Origin of the sequence: Prevotella sp. MA2016 (assembly GCF_000619825.1) — a bacterium.
In the GTDB taxonomy this organism is placed as follows: Bacteria; Bacteroidota; Bacteroidia; order Bacteroidales; family Bacteroidaceae; genus Prevotella.
The window spans coordinates 347111-365393 of sequence record NZ_JHUW01000007.1 but is presented as its reverse complement, the minus strand read 5'-3'; the positions used below and the strand labels follow the sequence as shown (position 1 = coordinate 365393).

Annotated in this window: 15 protein-coding genes and 5 tRNA genes; all 20 read left to right on the top strand. The window is 48.2% G+C overall.

The window, feature by feature from the left end; genetic code table 11:
- The first annotated feature begins 38 nt into the window (after positions 1 to 38).
- The 20 genes from xerC to rpsJ all read left to right on the top strand — a co-directional run bounded on the left by xerC (position 39) and on the right by rpsJ (position 18262).
- Positions 39 to 920, top strand: a complete 882-nt coding sequence (gene xerC, locus T360_RS0103980; RefSeq protein ID WP_028911634.1) for a tyrosine recombinase XerC — start codon at positions 39 to 41, stop codon at positions 918 to 920.
- Between the two features lie 37 nt (positions 921 to 957).
- Complete coding sequence (hpf, locus tag T360_RS0103975; protein WP_028911633.1) at positions 958 to 1257, top strand: ribosome hibernation-promoting factor, HPF/YfiA family; 300 nt, start codon at positions 958 to 960, stop codon at positions 1255 to 1257.
- A gap of 102 nt (positions 1258 to 1359) precedes the next feature.
- Positions 1360 to 1433 (top strand) — tRNA-Thr (locus T360_RS0103970).
- A 52-nt stretch (positions 1434 to 1485) separates the two neighbouring features.
- Positions 1486 to 1568: transfer RNA gene (locus tag T360_RS0103965), tRNA-Tyr, on the top strand.
- A 15-nt stretch (positions 1569 to 1583) separates the two neighbouring features.
- Positions 1584 to 1656: transfer RNA gene (locus T360_RS0103960), tRNA-Gly, on the top strand.
- 9 nt (positions 1657 to 1665) lie between these two features.
- Positions 1666 to 1737, top strand: a tRNA-Thr gene (locus T360_RS0103955).
- Positions 1738 to 1801: 64 nt separating this feature from the next.
- Positions 1802 to 2986, top strand: coding sequence for an elongation factor Tu (gene tuf / locus T360_RS0103950; RefSeq protein WP_028906902.1), 1185 nt, complete (start codon positions 1802 to 1804; stop codon positions 2984 to 2986).
- An 82-nt stretch (positions 2987 to 3068) separates the two neighbouring features.
- Positions 3069 to 3141, top strand: a tRNA-Trp gene (locus T360_RS0103945).
- Between the two features lie 16 nt (positions 3142 to 3157).
- Positions 3158 to 3349: a preprotein translocase subunit SecE gene (secE, locus tag T360_RS14595; protein WP_036928733.1), complete on the top strand. Its 192-nt coding sequence runs from the start codon at positions 3158 to 3160 to the stop codon at positions 3347 to 3349.
- A 14-nt stretch (positions 3350 to 3363) separates the two neighbouring features.
- Positions 3364 to 3909 (top strand): transcription termination/antitermination protein NusG, encoded by a 546-nt coding sequence (gene nusG, locus T360_RS0103940; protein WP_028911632.1) that lies wholly within the window; start codon positions 3364 to 3366, stop codon positions 3907 to 3909.
- A gap of 93 nt (positions 3910 to 4002) precedes the next feature.
- Positions 4003 to 4443, top strand: coding sequence for a 50S ribosomal protein L11 (gene rplK, locus T360_RS0103935; protein ID WP_013064963.1), 441 nt, complete (start codon positions 4003 to 4005; stop codon positions 4441 to 4443).
- A gap of 21 nt (positions 4444 to 4464) precedes the next feature.
- Entirely contained in the window at positions 4465 to 5157 is a 693-nt protein-coding gene (gene rplA, locus T360_RS0103930) for a 50S ribosomal protein L1 (RefSeq protein ID WP_028911631.1), read from the top strand.
- A 20-nt stretch (positions 5158 to 5177) separates the two neighbouring features.
- On the top strand, positions 5178 to 5693 hold the full coding sequence (rplJ, locus tag T360_RS0103925) for a 50S ribosomal protein L10 (RefSeq protein ID WP_028911630.1): 516 nt from the start codon (positions 5178 to 5180) through the stop codon (positions 5691 to 5693).
- Positions 5694 to 5741: 48 nt separating this feature from the next.
- A complete protein-coding gene (rplL, locus tag T360_RS0103920; protein ID WP_013063286.1) occupies positions 5742 to 6122 on the top strand; it encodes a 50S ribosomal protein L7/L12 in 381 nt (126 codons plus the stop codon).
- Between the two features lie 77 nt (positions 6123 to 6199).
- Positions 6200 to 10012: a DNA-directed RNA polymerase subunit beta gene (gene rpoB, locus T360_RS0103915; protein WP_028911629.1), complete on the top strand. Its 3813-nt coding sequence runs from the start codon at positions 6200 to 6202 to the stop codon at positions 10010 to 10012.
- A gap of 46 nt (positions 10013 to 10058) precedes the next feature.
- A complete protein-coding gene (gene rpoC / locus T360_RS0103910) occupies positions 10059 to 14390 on the top strand; it encodes a DNA-directed RNA polymerase subunit beta' (RefSeq protein ID WP_028911628.1) in 4332 nt (1443 codons plus the stop codon).
- A gap of 274 nt (positions 14391 to 14664) precedes the next feature.
- A complete protein-coding gene (gene rpsL, locus T360_RS0103905; RefSeq protein WP_013063973.1) occupies positions 14665 to 15045 on the top strand; it encodes a 30S ribosomal protein S12 in 381 nt (126 codons plus the stop codon).
- A gap of 151 nt (positions 15046 to 15196) precedes the next feature.
- Positions 15197 to 15673, top strand: coding sequence for a 30S ribosomal protein S7 (rpsG, locus tag T360_RS0103900; RefSeq protein ID WP_028911627.1), 477 nt, complete (start codon positions 15197 to 15199; stop codon positions 15671 to 15673).
- 34 nt (positions 15674 to 15707) lie between these two features.
- Positions 15708 to 17834: an elongation factor G gene (gene fusA / locus T360_RS0103895; protein ID WP_028911626.1), complete on the top strand. Its 2127-nt coding sequence runs from the start codon at positions 15708 to 15710 to the stop codon at positions 17832 to 17834.
- Positions 17835 to 17956: 122 nt separating this feature from the next.
- Entirely contained in the window at positions 17957 to 18262 is a 306-nt protein-coding gene (gene rpsJ, locus T360_RS0103890) for a 30S ribosomal protein S10 (RefSeq protein ID WP_013064715.1), read from the top strand.
- Positions 18263 to 18283: the final 21 nt, after the last annotated feature.

Genomic DNA, 18283 nt, shown 5'->3' with positions numbered 1-18283 from the left:
CCGTAAATTCGTACCCGAATACTAATGGTTGCGATTTTATGATGATTAACCGGTTTCTAGACTACCTGCGCTACGAGCGGAACACATCTCCGCTGACGGTGCAGACATACGAGGAAAGCCTAAGGGATTTTGAGTCGTATGTGACTTTTAGGGATAAAGAACTCTCTTTAAGTTCGGTAGATGCCGATCTGATCCGTGACTGGATGGAGAGTCTGATGGATAAAGGAAACTCTGCCTCAACGATTAACAAGAAGTTGAGTGCACTGCGTTCCTTTTACCGCTTTGCCTTAAAGAGACAACTGGTTAAGGCTGATCCGGCACATGCCGTGACGGGGCCGAAGAAATCAAAACCGCTGCCGCAGTTCCTACGTGAAGGTGAGATGGAACGCTTGCTGGACGGAATAGAATGGGATGACTCATTTAATAATGTTCGCGCACGTACCATTATATTAATTTTTTACGAGGCCGGTTTGCGACGTTCGGAGCTTGTGAGCCTGAATGATACAGACCTGGATTATGAAGCGGCGCAATTGAAAGTGACGGGAAAAAGAAACAAGCAGCGCATAGTGCCCTTCGGGGCTGAACTGGCTGAAGCGCTTAAGCACTATCAAGCTGTTCGGACAGAAATGTTTGGAAAAACTAACGGCGCGCTTTTTCTGGGTGATAAAGGTGAGCGGATAACGGTTGCTCAGGTGTACAAGCTGGTAAATCACTACTTGTCGCTGGTGACCTCGCTGAAAAAGCGTTCGCCCCATGTGCTTAGGCATACCTTTGCCACCGCTATGTTGAATAATGGTGCTGGATTGGAATCGATCAAGAATTTGTTGGGTCACGCCAGCGTGAGTACCACCGAGATCTATACCCACACCACATTCGAGCAACTGAAACGAATTTATAAAGAGGCTCACCCTAGAGCCTGAATCTTATTTATTAACTCTTTAAAAATAGGAGGTAACTATGGAGATTATGATTAAGTCGATTCATTTCGACGCTACCGAGCAGTTAGAGGCGTTCATCGAGAAGAAGGTCGCCAAGTTAGAAAAATCTTTTGAGGATATACAGAAAGTAGAGGTGCAACTTAAAGTAGTCAAGCCGGCCACCGCTCTAAATAAGCAAGCAAGTCTTGAGGTTTTCGTTCCAGGAAACACGCTTTTCGTAGATAAGACTTGTGACACTTTTGAGGAAGGAATCGACCTTTGTGTGGATTCTATGAGGGCTCAACTGACGAAATTCAAGGAAAAATTGAGAAATAGATAAAAAAAACTCGAAAAAGTTTTGGTAATTCAAAAATAAGTCGTAACTTTGCAGCCGTTTTCCGACAGGTCGTAAATCTGAAACAGAGAACGGCTGCTTAGAAAAGCCTCTTTAGCTCAGTTGGCCAGAGCACGTGATTTGTAATCTCGGGGTCGTTGGTTCGAATCCGACAAGAGGCTCAAAAGGAAGGAGGCGGGAGTTTCATCCCGGTTCGTATGAACGAAATGATATGGGTGTTTTCCAGAGTGGCCAAATGGGGCAGACTGTAAATCTGCTGTCTTTCGACTTCGGTGGTTCGAATCCATCAGCACCCACTACAAGAGATGTTTGCGGAAATAGCTCAGTTGATAGAGCACTAGCCTTCCAAGCTGGGGGTCGCGGGTTTGAGCCCCGTTTTCCGCTCAAAGACATGCTGTAATAGCTCAGTGGTAGAGCACTTCCTTGGTAAGGAAGAGGTCCTGAGTTCAACTCTCAGTTACAGCTCTCTTGAGACTAGAAGGAGGAAACTGAAAATTCGTAATAATTAACAAAATTAATAACAAGTAAAATGGCAAAAGAGAATTTTGTGCGCACCAAACCGCACGTAAACATCGGTACTATCGGTCACGTTGACCACGGTAAGACAACTCTGACAGCTGCTATCACAACTGTGCTGGCTAAGGCTGGTCTCTCTGAGGTTAAGTCATTCGATCAGATTGACAATGCTCCTGAGGAGAAGGAGCGTGGTATCACTATTAACACCGCTCACGTTGAGTACGAGACTGCTACTCGTCACTACGCTCACGTTGACTGCCCAGGACACGCTGACTATGTAAAGAACATGGTAACTGGTGCTGCTCAGATGGACGGTGCTATTCTTGTTGTAGCTGCTACTGACGGTCCTATGCCTCAGACTCGTGAGCACGTTCTGCTCGCTCGTCAGGTAAACGTTCCCCGTCTGGTTGTATTCCTGAACAAGTGCGATATGGTTGAGGATGAGGAGATGCTGGAGCTCGTTGAGATGGAGGTTCAGGAGATTCTCGCTCAGTACGAGTTCGAGGAAGATACTCCAATTATCCGTGGTTCTGCTCTTGGTGCACTGAACGGTGTTGCTAAGTGGGAGGAGAAGGTTATGGAGCTGATGAACACCTGTGACACTTGGATCCAGGAGCCTCCTCGTGCTACTGACAAGCCTTTCTTGATGCCTGTTGAGGACGTATTCTCAATCACAGGTCGTGGTACTGTAGCTACTGGTCGTATCGAGACTGGTGTTATCCACGTAGGTGATGAGGTTGAGCTGCTCGGTCTTGGTGAGGACAAGAAGTCAGTTGTAACTGGCGTTGAGATGTTCCGCAAGATTCTTGATGAGGGTCAGGCTGGTGATAACGTAGGTCTGCTGCTCCGCGGTATCGACAAGAACGAGATCAAGCGTGGTATGGTACTCTGCCACCCAGGTCAGATCAAGCCATTCAAGAAGTTCAAGGCTTCTATCTATGTTCTGAAGAAGGAAGAGGGTGGTCGTCACACTCCATTCGGAAACAAGTATCGTCCTCAGTTCTACCTCCGCACAATGGACTGCACAGGTGAGATTTCTCTCCCCGCAGGTGTTGAGATGGTAATGCCTGGTGATAACGTAGAGATCACTGTTGAGCTTATCTACGCTGTAGCTCTGAACCCAGGTCTGCGCTTCGCTATCCGTGAGGGTGGTCGCACAGTAGGTTCTGGTCAGATCACAGAGGTTTACGAGGACTAATCCTCTAAACCGTCTAGACTCTAGAATTTTCTAGTAATACTAGATAAAAAAGCCCCCGTTTTTAATGGGCGGGGGCTTACTTACGGGAATAGCTCAGTTGGTAGAGCATCGGTCTCCAAAACCGAGGGTCGTGGGTTCGAGTCCTCCTTCCCGTGCTAAAAAAGAAAGATTATGTTTAAGAAGTTTATCGATTATTGCAAAGCTTGTTACGACGAGTTGGCTCATAAGACAACATGGCCCTCTCGCAAGGAGTTGACTCATAGTGCAGTAGTGGTGCTTTCAGCATCGCTTATTATTGCGTTAGTAGTATGGGTTATGGACTTTGTGTTCAAGTCGGTAATGAGTATGGTTTATCCCGGTTAATTACGCTTTGAGATATGGCTCAGTCAGGAATGAAATGGTATGTACTTCGCGCTGTAAGCGGTAAAGAGGCTAAGGTAAAAGAATACCTTGAGGCTCTGGCTAAGCGTGACTCCTTCCTCCAGGCAAACGTAGGTCAGGTTTTGCTGCCTACCGAGAAATATGCTCAGTTGCGTAATGGCAAACGTGTGGTAAAGGAGAAGCTGTTCTTGCCAGGTTATGTGTTGGTAGAGGCCAACTTGCAGGGTGAGATGGCTCATACACTTCGCTTTATGCCTAATGTGTTAGGCTTCCTGGGTGGTTTGGATAACCCAACCCCAGTAAAGCAGAGTGATATTAATCGTATCCTCGGTACTGCAGAGGAAACAGAGATTAAGAGTGAAGAGGCTAATGTTCCATATGCTGTGGATGAAGCAGTGAAGGTAACAGATGGTCCTTTCAGCGGATTCAGCGGAATTATCGAAGAGGTTAATGCCGAGAAACACAAGCTGAAAGTTATGGTTAAGATTTTCGGTCGTAAGACTCCTCTGGAACTTGGATACAATCAAGTAGAAAAAGAATAGGGTGAATGTTACGGTTCGCCTGTTCCTATATATCGTTGAAGGAGGCTTCCACTCCAGAGACTTATATAACAATTCAATAAATAATTAACAGAAATGGCTAAAGAAGTTGCTGGATTAATCAAATTGCAGATTAAAGGTGGCGCTGCGAATCCTTCTCCCCCAGTAGGACCTGCTCTGGGTTCTAAGGGAATTAATATTATGGGATTCTGCAAAGAGTTCAACGCCAGAACCCAGGATAAGGCAGGAAAGATTATTCCTGTTGTTATCACCTACTACACTGACAAGTCATTCTCTTTCGAGCTGAAGACTCCACCTGCAGCTGTACAGCTGAAGGAAGCTGCTAAGCTCAAGAGCGGTAGTGCTGAGCCAAACCGTAAAAAGGTAGCCAAGGTAACTTGGGATCAGGTTCGTGTTATCGCCGAGGATAAGCTGAAAGACTTGAACTGCTTTACCGTTGAGTCGGCAATGAAGCTGATTGCAGGTACAGCGCGTAGTATGGGTATCACTGTAGAAGGGGAGTTCCCTGGTAAATAATTAATAACTTCAATTAAGAAAATGAGTAAACTGACAAAAAATCAAAAGTTGGTCGCTGATAAGGTTGAAGCAGGGAAAGCATACTCTTTGAAGGAAGCCGCCGCACTGGTGAAGGAAATTACCACCACTAAGTTCGACGCTTCAGTTGATATCGATGTACGCTTGGGCGTTGATCCACGTAAGGCTAACCAGATGGTTCGTGGCGTTGTTTCGCTGCCAAACGGTACTGGTAAGGTTACACGTGTGCTCGCTCTCTGTACTCCTGATCAGGAGGCTGCTGCTAAGGAAGCAGGTGCTGACTATGTTGGTCTCGATGAATATATCGAAAAGATCAAGGGCGGTTGGACAGATGTTGATGTTATCATCACAATGCCTTCTTGCATGGGTAAGCTCGGTCCTTTGGGCCGTGTGCTCGGTCCTCGCGGACTGATGCCTAACCCTAAGAGTGGTACTGTTACTATGGATGTAGCTAAGGCAGTAAAGGAAGTTAAGCAGGGTAAGATTGACTTTAAGGTTGATAAGGCCGGTATCGTGCACACATCAATCGGTAAGATCAACTTCAATGCTGATCAGATCTTTGAGAATGCTAAGGAGTTCATCTCTACTATTATCAAGCTGAAGCCAGCTGCTGCTAAGGGTACATACATTAAGAGTATCTTCATCTCAAGCACTATGAGCATGGGTATCAAGGTAGATCCTAAATCAGTTGAATAACTCGTTAAAAGATTAGACAAATGAAAAAGGAAGTAAAAGATACTATCATCGTAGAACTTGGTGAGAAGCTGAAGGCATATCCTCATTTCTATCTTGTTGACCTCGCTGGTCTGGATGCCGCTAAGACATCTGAGCTCCGTGAGAAGTGCTTCAAGAGTGAGATTAAGCTCCTGATGGTTAAGAATACTCTTCTCCAGAAGGCTTTCGAGGCTTCAGAGATTGATTTCTCTCCACTTTATGAGTGCTTGAAGGGTAACACAGCTGTTATGTTTGCACAGACAGCTAACGTTCCTGCTAAGCTGATCAAGGAGTACAAGAAGGAAGGTATCCCAGCCCTCAAGGGTGCATATGCAGAGGAGAGCTTCTTCGTAGGTGCTGACAAGCTTGATGAGCTCGTAGCAATCAAGAGCAAGAACGAACTGATTGCCGAGGTTGTAGCTCTGCTCCAGTCTCCAATCAAGAATGTTGTTTCTGGCTTGAACGCCGGTGGCAAGGTTCACGGTCTGCTTGACGCTATCGCTGAGCGTAACAAATAAGCGAAATAAGTAACATTAACATTAAAAACAATTAAAATTTTAAATAAAATGGCAGATATTAAAGCTATTGCAGAAGAGTTGGTAAACCTTACTGTAAAAGAAGTAAATGAGTTGGCAACTGTCCTGAAGGACGAGTATGGAATTGAGCCCGCCGCTGCAGCTGTTGCTGTTGCCGCTGGTCCTGCTGCAGCTGGTGCTGCTGATGCAGCTGAGGAGAAGACTTCATTCGACGTAGTTCTGAAGTCAGCTGGTGCTGCTAAGTTGCAGGTTGTTAAGGCCGTTAAGGAGGCTTGTGGTCTTGGTCTGAAAGAGGCTAAGGATCTCGTAGACGGTGCTCCTGCTACCGTTAAGGAGGGTCTGAGCAAGGAAGAGGCTGAGAACCTGAAGAAGACCATCGAGGCCGCTGGCGCCGAGGTTGAGCTGAAGTAATCAGTTACAAACAAATAGCAATCGGTTAGGGACTCCCCAGTAGGGGGTTCCTAGCCTTTTTATTTAAATTATAATTTATGGCTTCAAAAATAATAGATAACAGAGTAAACTTTGGTAGCGTCAAAAATCCGATGCCATTCCCGGATTTCCTTGATGTGCAATTAAAGTCGTTCAAAGACTTCCTGCAGTTGGATACTCCGCCTGAGGAACGCAAGAATGACGGCTTGTATAAGGTGTTCGCTGAGAACTTCCCTATCACCGACACACGTAATAATTTCGTTCTTGAGTTCTTGGATTACTATATCGACCCACCTCGCTACAGCATCGATGAGTGCCTGGAGCGCGGTCTGACATATAGTGTGCCCTTGAAGGCTAAGCTTAAGCTGTATTGTACTGATCCGGATCATGAGGATTTCGGAACTGTGATTCAGGATGTGTTCCTGGGTCCTATTCCTTATATGACCGCCAATGGTACATTCGTTATCAATGGAGCCGAGCGCGTTGTCGTTTCACAGTTGCACCGTTCACCTGGCGTATTCTTCGGCCAGAGCGTTCATGCTAACGGTACACTGCTCTATTCGGCACGTGTTATCCCATTCAAGGGTTCTTGGATCGAGTTTGCTACCGACATCAATAACGTGATGTACGCTTACATCGACCGTAAGAAGAAGTTGCCTGTAACAACTCTGCTTCGTGCAATCGGTTTCGAGGCTGATAAGGACATCCTGCAGATCTTTGACCTGGCCGAGGAGGTGAAGGTTAACAAGAAGAGCCTGAAGGCCGTTATCGGCTGCAAGTTGGCTGCACGTGTGCTGAAGAGCTGGAACGAGGACTTCGTTGATGAGGATACTGGTGAGGTAGTATCAATCGAGCGTAACCAGATGATTATGGAGCGTGAGACTGAGATTACCGAGGAGAACATGATGGATATCCTTGAGAGTGGCGCACAGACTATCCTCGTGCACAAGGATGCATCGGTTGCTTCTGACTACAGTATCATCTTCAATACTTTGGCCAAAGACCCTTCAAACTCAGAGAAAGAGGCTGTGCTTTACATCTATCGTCAGCTGCGTAATGCTGATCCTGCCGATGATGCCAGCGCTCGTGAGGTTATCCAGAACCTGTTCTTCTCTGATAAGCGTTATGATCTTGGTGATGTGGGTCGTTACCGTATCAACAAGAAGCTTGGTTTGAACACCGACATGGACGTACGTGTTCTTACTAAGGAAGACATTATTGAAATTATCAAGTATCTGATTCAGCTGGTTAACTCTAAGGCCACTGTCGATGATATCGACCACTTGTCAAACCGTCGCGTTCGTACCGTCGGTGAGCAGCTGGCTAATCAGTTCTCTATAGGTCTGGCTCGTATGAGCCGTACCATCCGTGAGCGCATGAACGTTCGCGATAATGAGGTGTTCACACCAACCGATCTGATCAACGCCAAGACTATCTCGAGCGTTATCAACTCATTCTTCGGTACTAACCCTCTGTCGCAGTTCATGGACCAGACCAACCCTCTGGCCGAGGTAACTCACAAGCGTCGTCTCTCTGCCCTGGGTCCTGGTGGTCTGAGCCGTGAGCGCGCCGGATTCGAGGTTCGTGACGTACACTATACACACTATGGTCGTCTGTGTCCTATCGAGAGCCCTGAGGGACCAAACATCGGTCTGATTTCTTCGCTCTGTGTATATGCAAAGATCAACGAGCTCGGATTCATTCAGACTCCATACCGTAAGGTTGAGAACGGTGTAGCCAATCTGAATAGCGATGGTATCGTTTACCTCACCGCTGAGGAGGAGGAGAACCATATCATCGGACAGGGTAACGCACCTCTGAACGACGATGGTACCTTCATCCGCTCGGTTGTTAAGTGCCGTCAGGATGCTGACTTCCCCGTTGTTCCACCAACAGATGTTGACCTGATGGATGTATCTCCACAGCAGATTGCCTCTATCGCTGCATCGCTCATCCCATTCCTGGAGCACGACGATGCTCACCGTGCGCTGATGGGATCTAACATGATGCGCCAGGCTGTACCTCTGCTGCACAATGAGGCACCTATCGTAGGTACCGGTATCGAGAAGCAGGTATGTGAGGACTCACGTACCATGGTTACTGCTGAAGGTGATGGTGTGATCGAGTATGTTGATGCTACAACCATCCGCATTCTCTACGACCGCACTGAGGACGAGGAGTTCGTAAGCTTCGAGCCTGCCCTGAAGGAGTATCGTATTGCTAAGTTCCGTCGTACCAACCAGAATATGACCATCGACCTGCGTCCTATCTGTGAGAAAGGACAGCGCGTGAAGGCCGGTGATATCCTGACTGAGGGTTATGCTACTGAGAATGGTGAGCTGGCTCTGGGCCGCAACCTGCTGGTAGCCTACATGCCTTGGAAGGGTTACAACTATGAGGATGCTATCGTGCTTAACGAGCGTATCGTTCGTGACGACGTGCTGACTTCAGTTCACGTTGACGAGTACACACTCGATGTACGTGAGACCAAGCGTGGTGTTGAGGAGTTTACTGCTGATATTCCTAACGTAAGTGAGGAAGCCACTAAGGATCTGGACGACAATGGTGTAATCCGCGTTGGTGCACGTGTTGAGCCAGGCGACATCCTGATTGGTAAGATTTCACCTAAGGGTGAGAGCGATCCTTCACCAGAGGAGAAGCTGCTCCGTGCCATCTTCGGTGATAAGGCCGGTGACGTGAAGGATTCTTCACTGAAGGCTAACCCATCGCTGAGTGGTGTTATCATTGATAAGAAGATGTTCCAGCGTGCCATCAAGGATCGTAAGTCTAAGCAGCAGGATAAGATCGTGCTCGCTAAGATCGACGAGGAGTACGAGGCAAAGGTTGAGGACCTGAAGGATATCCTGATTGATAAGCTCATGGAGCTCACTAAGGGTAAGACCTCACAGGGTGTGAAGGACTACACTGGTGCTGAGATCATCACCAAGGGTAGCAAGTTCACTGCAACAGCTCTGCGCAACCTTGAGTATGGCGATGTACAGATTAGCAACTGGACCACTGATGAGCATAAGAACGAGCTGATTGCCAAGCTGATTATCAACTTCATGAAGAAGTATAAGCTGCTTGATGCTGAGATGAAGCGTAAGAAGTTTGCCATCACTATCGGTGACGAGCTGCCAAACGGCATCCTGCAGATGGCTAAGGTATATGTAGCCAAGAAGCGTAAGATCGGTGTAGGTGATAAGTTGGCCGGACGTCACGGTAACAAGGGTATCGTATCTAAGATCGTACGTCAGGAGGATATGCCGTTCCTCGAGGATGGTCGTCCTGTTGACTTGGTACTGAACCCACTGGGTGTGCCTTCTCGAATGAACCTCGGTCAGATCTTCGAGGCCATTCTCGGTGCTGCCGGTAAGAAACTCGGTGTGAAGTTCGCTACTCCTATCTTCGACGGTGCTAAGCTCGAAGACCTGGCAGAGTGGACTGATAAGGCAGGTCTGCCACGCCTCTGCTCTACCCACCTGTATGATGGTGAGACCGGTGAGCGCTTCGACCAGCCTGCTACAGTAGGTATCACCTACTTCCTGAAGCTCGGTCACATGGTTGAGGACAAGATGCACGCCCGTTCAATCGGTCCGTACAGTTTGATTACTCAGCAGCCTCTTGGTGGTAAGGCTCAGTTTGGTGGTCAGCGTTTTGGAGAGATGGAGGTTTGGGCCCTCGAGGCCTTTGGTGCTAGCCATGTGCTTCAGGAGATTCTGACAATCAAGTCTGACGATACAGTAGGTCGTTCAAAGGCTTACGAGGCTATCGTTAAGGGCGAGCCAATGCCAACACCTGGTATCCCAGAGTCTCTCAATGTGCTGCTGCACGAGTTGCGTGGTCTTGGATTGAGTATTACCCTCGACTAAGTGAGTTAAGAATTAAGAGTTAAGAATTAAGAGAAAGATAATATATATGGCTTTCAAGAAGGATTCAAAAATAAAGAATAATTTTACGAAGATTACCATCGGACTTGCTTCTCCTGAAGAGATCCTGGAGAGCAGCTACGGTGAGGTTACCAAGCCAGAGACCATCAACTATCGTACTTATAAGCCTGAGCGTGATGGCTTGTTCTGTGAGCGCATCTTCGGTCCTACCAAGGATTACGAGTGTGCCTGCGGTAAGTACAAGCGCATCCGTTATAAGGGTATCGTGTGCGACCGTTGCGGTGTTGAGGTAACAGAAAAGAAGGTACGTCGTGAGCGTTCTGGTCACATCGAGCTCGTTGTGCCCGTAGCCCACATCTGGTACTTCCGTAGTCTTCCTAATAAGATCGGTTATCTGCTGGGTATTCCTACCAAGAAGCTCGATGCTATCATTTACTATGAGCGCTACGTGGTTATCCAGCCAGGTGTTATGGCCGGTCGCAAGGATGCTGAGGGTAACGATGCTTTGGGTTCTAACAAGTTTGACCTGCTCTCAGAGGATGAGTACTCTGAAATCGTAGAGAATCAGCTTTCGCCAGATAACGAGTATCTGGATGATAGCGATCCAAATAAATTCATCGCTAAGATGGGTGCCGAGGCTATCTATGACCTCTTGACACGTATCGATCTCGACTCACTGTCGTATGAGCTGCGTGACCGTGCTAACAGCGACTCTTCAGTTCAGCGCAAGAACGAGGCTCTGAAGCGTCTGCAGGTTGTGGAGGCTTTCCGTACCAGCGTAGAGAAGGGTATCAACCGTCCAGAGTGGATGATCATGAAGATTATCCCTGTTACTCCTCCAGAGCTTCGTCCTCTGGTTCCACTGGATGGTGGACGTTTTGCTACTTCTGACTTGAACGATCTCTATCGTCGTGTCATCATCCGTAACAACCGTCTGAAGCGTCTGATGGAGATCAAGGCTCCTGAGGTGATCCTCCGAAACGAGAAGCGTATGCTGCAGGAGGCTGTGGATTCACTCTTCGACAACTCACGTAAGTCGAGCGCCGTTAAGAGCGATAGCAACCGTCCTCTGAAGTCTCTCTCTGACTCACTGAAAGGTAAGCAGGGACGCTTCCGTCAGAACTTGCTGGGTAAGCGTGTTGACTATTCAGCCCGTTCGGTTATCGTTGTAGGTCCTGAGCTGAAGATGGGTGAGTGCGGTCTGCCAAAGCTGATGGCTGCTGAGCTCTATAAGCCATTCATCATCCGCAAGCTCATCGAGCGCGGTATCGTGAAGACTGTGAAGAGCGCTAAGAAGATTGTTGACCGTCGTGAGCCAGTTATCTGGGATATCCTGGAGAACGTGATGAAGGGTCACCCTGTGCTCCTGAACCGTGCACCAACACTGCACCGTCTGGGTATCCAGGCCTTCCAGCCTAAGATGATTGAGGGTAAGGCTATCCAGCTGCACCCATTGGCTTGTACTGCGTTCAACGCCGACTTCGATGGTGACCAGATGGCTGTTCACCTCCCACTGTCAAACGAGGCTATCCTCGAGGCTCAGTTGCTCATGCTGCAGAGCCATAACATCCTGAACCCTGCCAACGGTGCTCCTATCACTGTGCCTTCACAGGATATGGTGCTCGGTCTGTACTATATCACCAAGATTCGTCCAGGCGCTAAGGGTGAGGGTCTTACCTTCTACGGACCAGAGGAGGCTATCATCGCTCACAACGAGGGTAAGTGCGAACTGCACGCCCAGGTAAAGGTGGTTGTTGACGATATCGTTGACGGTCAGCCTGTGCGCCACATGGTAGAGACTTCTGTAGGTCGTGTCATCGTTAATGGCATCGTTCCAAAGGAGGTAGGTTTCGTTAATAAGATTATCTCTAAGAAGAGTCTGCGCGACATCATCGGTGCCGTTATTAAGAATGTAGGTTTCGCCGAGGCTTGTGAGTTCCTTGATGGTATCAAGAACCTGGGTTACCGCATGGCTTATGTAGCCGGACTGTCGTTCAACCTCGATGATATCATTATTCCTAAGGAGAAGGCTGAGCTGATTGCTAAGGGTAATGAAGAGGTACAGCAGATTACTGACAACTATAACATGGGATTCATCACCGACAACGAGCGTTATAATCAGGTTATCGATACCTGGACCCACGTCAACAACGACATCGGTAACATTCTGCTGAAGCAGATGACCGAGGCTGACCAGGGATTCAACGCTGTATTCATGATGCTTGACTCAGGTGCCCGTGGTAGTAAGGACCAGATTAAGCAGCTTTCAGGTATCCGTGGTCTGATGGCTAAACCTCAGAAGGCCGGTGCCGAGGGTCACCAGATTATTGAAAACCCAATCCTTTCTAACTTTAAGGAGGGTATGTCAGTGCTTGAGTACTTTATCTCTACTCACGGTGCTCGTAAGGGTCTGGCTGATACCGCTATGAAGACTGCCGACGCCGGTTATCTGACACGTCGTCTGGTTGACGTTTCACACGATGTGATTATCACCGAGGAGGACTGTGGTACCCTGCGTGGTCTGCAGTGTACAGCACTGAAGAGTGGCGACGAGATCATCTCAAGCCTGTCAGAGCGTATCCTGGGTCGTGTGTCAGTTCACGACGTAATCAATCCTAAGACTGGAGAGGTTATCGTAGCTGCTGGTGAGGAGATCACTGAGTCTATCGCCGACGCTATCGAGGCATCTGATATCGAGATGGTAGAGATCCGTTCTGTGCTCACTTGTGAGTCTAAGAAGGGTGTCTGCATGAAGTGTTACGGACGTAACCTCGCTACCCGTCGTATGGTACAGAAGGGTGAGGCTGTTGGTGTGATTGCCGCTCAGGCTATCGGTGAGCCAGGTACACAGCTGACACTTCGTACGTTCCACGCCGGTGGTGTGGCTGCCAACGCCGCAGCTAATGCAAGCATCGTATGTAAGTATGATCGCGCTATGATCGAGCTCGAGGAGGTACGTATCGTTCCATTCGATGAGGATGGTCGTGAGTGTCAGATGGTTGTAAGCCGTCTGGGTGAGATGCGCTTCGTTGATCCTAACACGAAGATTGTACTCTCTACCGTTAACGTGCCTTACGGTTCGTCACTCTACTTCGGTAATGGCGACACTGTTGCCAAGGGCGACAAGATTGCTCAGTGGGACCCATTCAACGCCGTTATCGTTACCGAGTACGCTGGTACGCTGAAGTTCAACGACGTTATCGAGGGTGTTACCTTCCGTGCTGAAACCGACGAAACAACCGGTCTGACTGAAAAGATCGTTACTGAGTCGCGCGACCGTACTAAGGTTCCTACCTGTGATGTAATTGGAGCCGATGGTGAGGTCATCGGAACATATAGCTTCCCTGTGGGTGGTCACGTAGTTGTAGAGGACGGTCAGACCGTTGCTACCGGTGAAACTCTCGTTAAGATTCCACGTGCTGCTGCCAAGGGTGGTGATATCACCGGAGGTCTGCCTCGTGTAACTGAGCTCTTCGAGGCTCGTAACCCATCTAACCCTGCAGTCGTATCTGAGATCGATGGTGAGGTAACCATGGGTAAGGTGAAGCGTGGTAACCGTGAGATCATCGTTACCTCTAAGACAGGTGAGCAGCGCCGCTACCTCGTATCACTGTCAAAGCAGATCCTGGTACAGGAGCACGATGCCGTTCGTGCCGGTACGCCACTCTCTGACGGTGTGATTACTCCAGGCGATATCCTGGCTATTAAGGGTCCTACCGCCGTTCAGGAGTATATTGTAAACGAGGTTCAGGACGTATATCGTCTGCAGGGTGTAAAGATCAACGACAAGCACTTTGAGATTATCGTACGTCAGATGATGCGTAAGGTACAGATCAATGAGCCTGGTGATACTTCATTCCTCGAGCAGGAGATTGTTGATAAGCTCGACTTCGCAGAGGAGAACGATCGTATCTGGGGTAAGAAGGTTGTTACCGACGCTGGTGACTCTGAGAACCTGCAGAAGGGTCAGATTGTTACTGCCCGCAAGCTGCGCGACGAGAACTCGATGCTGAAGCGTCGTGACCTCCGTCTGGTTCAGGTTCGTGATGCTGTGCCCGCTACATCTACACAGATTCTGCAGGGTATCACACGTGCTGCCCTCCAGACCAAGTCGTTCATGTCGGCTGCATCGTTCCAGGAGACAACCAAGGTGCTCAATGAGGCTGCCATCCGTGGTAAGGTGGATCACTTGGTAGGTATGAAGGAGAACGTTATCTGCGGTCACCTGATTCCTGCTGGTACTGGTCTGCGTGAGTTCGAGAAGATTGTAGTAGGTTCAAAAGAAGAGTATGAGCGCATTCAGGCTAACCGAAAGAACGTGCTCGATTTCGCTGATGAGCCTATCCTCGACGAGAAATAATCTGCGATAGTTAGTCGTAATATATGTCAAGAGCGCTGCATGTTTATGCGGCGCTCTTTTTGATGTAATTTGGATAAAAATACTATTAATAATTCCAAAAAACGTTATTTCTTGTTAAATCGATGGCGCAAAAGAACTTTTTCTTCTATTAAGTTAGGTGGAATCGGAAAATAGTTGTACCTTTGCAGCCCGAAACGCCTATATTAAGCGTGATAAGGCGTATAAAGTACTGATTATAAACAAAATATATATATAAATTAAAATTTAAAGTATTATGCCTACAATTTCACAATTGGTAAGAAAAGGCAGAAAGGTAATTGTTGACAAGTCGAAGTCACCTGCTTTGGACAACTGTCCTCAGCGTCGTGGTGTCTGCGTACGTGTTTACACAACAACTCCTAAGAAGCCTAATTCGGCTATGCGTAAGGTAGCCCGTGTTCGTCTGACAAATCAGAAGGAAGTTAACTCTTACATCCCTGGAGAGGGACACAACCTGCAGGAGCACTCAATCGTGCTTGTTCGCGGTGGTCGTGTTAAGGACCTGCCAGGTGTACGTTACCACATCGTTCGCGGTACTCTTGATACTGCTGGTGTAGCAAACCGTACACAGCGCCGTTCTAAGTATGGTGCTAAGCGTCCTAAGGCTAAGAAGTAAAATGACCGGAGATGGTCAGTCAGGCCAAAAAAGAAATCAAATTTAATCCGTTTTGCTGGAGAAAGTGTTATAAGGTTGAGTAAATGCTCATGAGAGAGCGTTGAAGAACAAGTAAGAACAGCCCCCAAGCAGAATTTAATTCAAAAACAAAATGAGAAAAGCAAAACCAAAGAAGCGCGTGATCCTGCCAGATCCCGTGTTCAACGATCAGAAGGTGTCAAAGTTCGTAAATCACCTGATGTTTGATGGTAAGAAGACCAAGTCTTATGAGATCTTCTACAATGCACTGGAGACAGTGAAGAACAAGATGAACAATGAGGAGAAGTCTGCCCTCGATATCTGGAAGCAGGCTCTCGATAACATTACCCCACAGGTTGAGGTAAAGAGCCGCCGTATCGGTGGTGCTACCTTCCAGGTTCCTACTGAGATTCGTCCTGACCGTAAGGAAAGTATCTCAATGAAGAACATGATCCAGTTCGCTCGTAAGCGTAGCGGTAAGTCAATGGCTGATAAGCTGGCTGCCGAGATCATGGACGCCTTCAACAACCAGGGTGGTGCTTTCAAGCGTAAGGAGGATATGCATCGCATGGCCGAGGCTAACCGCGCCTTTGCTCACTTCCGTTTCTAATTATTAAGGTAAGAAGTAATAAGGATACAAAACAATGGCAAACCGCGATTTACATTTAACAAGAAATATCGGTATTATGGCTCACATCGATGCCGGTAAGACAACCACTTCTGAGCGTATCCTGTTCTACACAGGTAAGACTCATAAGATTGGTGAGGTGCACGATGGAGCTGCTACCATGGACTGGATGGCTCAGGAGCAGGAGCGTGGTATCACTATCACATCTGCTGCTACTACCTGTAACTGGACATGGAATGGTAAGAACTTTAAGATCAACTTGATCGATACTCCGGGACACGTTGACTTTACTGCTGAGGTAGAGCGTTCACTCCGTGTTCTGGATGGTGCAGTTGCTACTTACTCTGCTGCCGACGGTGTTCAGCCTCAGTCAGAGACTGTATGGCGCCAGGCCGACAAGTACAACGTTCCTCGTATCGGTTACGTTAACAAGATGGACCGTTCAGGTGCTGACTTCTTCGAGACTGTTCAGCAGATGAAGGACATCCTGGGTGCTAACCCTGTTGTTATCCAGGTGCCCATCGGTGCTGAGGAGAACTTCAAGGGTCTGGTTGACCTGATTAAGATGAAGGCTATCCTGTGGCACGACGAGACCATGGGTGCTGAGTACGACGTTGAGGAAATCCCCGCTGACCTGCAGGACGAGTGCGACGAGTGGCGTAACAAGCTGCTTGAGGCTGCTGCTGAGTTCGACGAGGCTCTCATGGAGAAGTACTTCGACGATCCTAACTCAATCACTGAGGACGAGATCATCGCTGCTATCCGTAAGGGTACTATCTCAATGGCTTGCACACCTATGCTCTGTGGTTCTTCATATAAGAACAAGGGTGTACAGCCTCTGCTCGACTACGTATGTGCATTCCTGCCCGCACCTGTTGACGTAGAGGTTATTAAGGGTACCAACCCTGATACCGATGAGGAGGAAGATCGTAAGCCTTCTGAGGACGAGCCTACATCGGCTCTGGCCTTCAAGATCGCTACCGATCCATACATGGGTCGTCTTGTATTCTTCCGCGTTTACTCTGGTAAGATCACTGCCGGTAGCTACGTTTACAACCCACGTTCGGGTAAGAAGGAGCGTATCAGCCGTCTGTTCCAGATGAACTCAAACAAGGAAATTCCTATGGAGAGCATCGACGCTGGTGATATCGGCGCAGGTGTAGGTTTCAAGGATATCCGTACTGGTGATACCCTCTGCTCTGAGGATGCACCTATCGTACTGGAGTCAATGAGCTTCCCCGACACTGTAATCTCTATCGCAGTTGAGCCAAAGAGCCAGGCCGACGTTGCTAAGCTCGACAACGGTCTTGCTAAGTTGGCCGAGGAGGACCCAACATTCACCGTTCGTACCGACGAGCAGAGTGGTCAGACCATTATCTCTGGTATGGGTGAGCTTCACCTCGATATCATTATCGACCGTCTGAAGCGTGAGTTCAAGGTTGAGTGTAACCAGGGTAAGCCTCAGGTTAACTATAAGGAGGCCATCACCAAGACTGTTAACCTCCGTGAGGTTTATAAGAAGCAGTCAGGTGGTCGCGGTAAGTTCGCTGATATCATCGTAAACGTTGGTCCTGTTGACGACGATTGGGATATCGCTAAGGACGGCGGTCTGCAGTTCGTTAACGAGGTGAAGGGTGGTAACATTCCTAAGGAGTTCATCCCATCTATCCAGAAGGGATTCGAGAACGCTATGAAGAATGGTATCCTTGGTGGTTACCCCATGGATTCACTGAAGGTAACAGTACTCGACGGTTCGTTCCACCCAGTTGACTCTGACCAGCTCTCGTTCGAGATTGCTGCTCTGCAGGCTTACAAGAACGCTTGCGCTCAGGCTAAGCCCGTACTGATGGAGCCTATCATGAAGCTCGAGGTTGTTACACCTGAGGAGAACATGGGTGACGTTATCGGTGACCTGAACAAGCGTCGTGGTCAGGTAGAGGGTATGGAAGAGGCTCGTAGTGGTGCCCGTGTCGTTAAGGCTCAGGTTCCTCTGTCAGAGATGTTCGGTTATGTAACCGCTCTCCGTACTATCACTTCTGGTCGTGCTACCAGCTCAATGGAGTATGATCACCACGCTCCTCTGTCAAGCTCTATCGCTAAGGCAGTACTTGAGGAGGTTAAGGGTCGTGCCGACCTCGTGTAAGCACTCCGTGCAATGTAAAAATGTAACAATTATAAAATTGGGGTCTGCCGCTGAGCAAATGACTCTTTAGCGACAGCCCCATTTTTGCATTATTAAATTGTATAATTATTAAATTTTTCACAATGAGTCAGAAAATTCGTATCAAGCTGAAGAGCTACGACCACAAACTCGTAGACAAGTCAGCAGAGAAGATTGTGAAGGCTGTTAAGGCCACAGGTGCTATCATCAGCGGTCCTATCCCCCTTCCTACACACAAGCGTATCTACACCGTTAACCGCTCTACCTTCGTTAACAAGAAGGCTCGTGAGCAGTTCCAGCTCTCAGACTACAAGCGTCTGATCGACATCTACAGCTCAACTGCTAAGACTGTTGACGCTCTGATGAAGCTCGAGCTCCCCAGCGGTGTTGAGGTAGAGATCAAGGTATAGTTTTATCTTTATCCGACAATA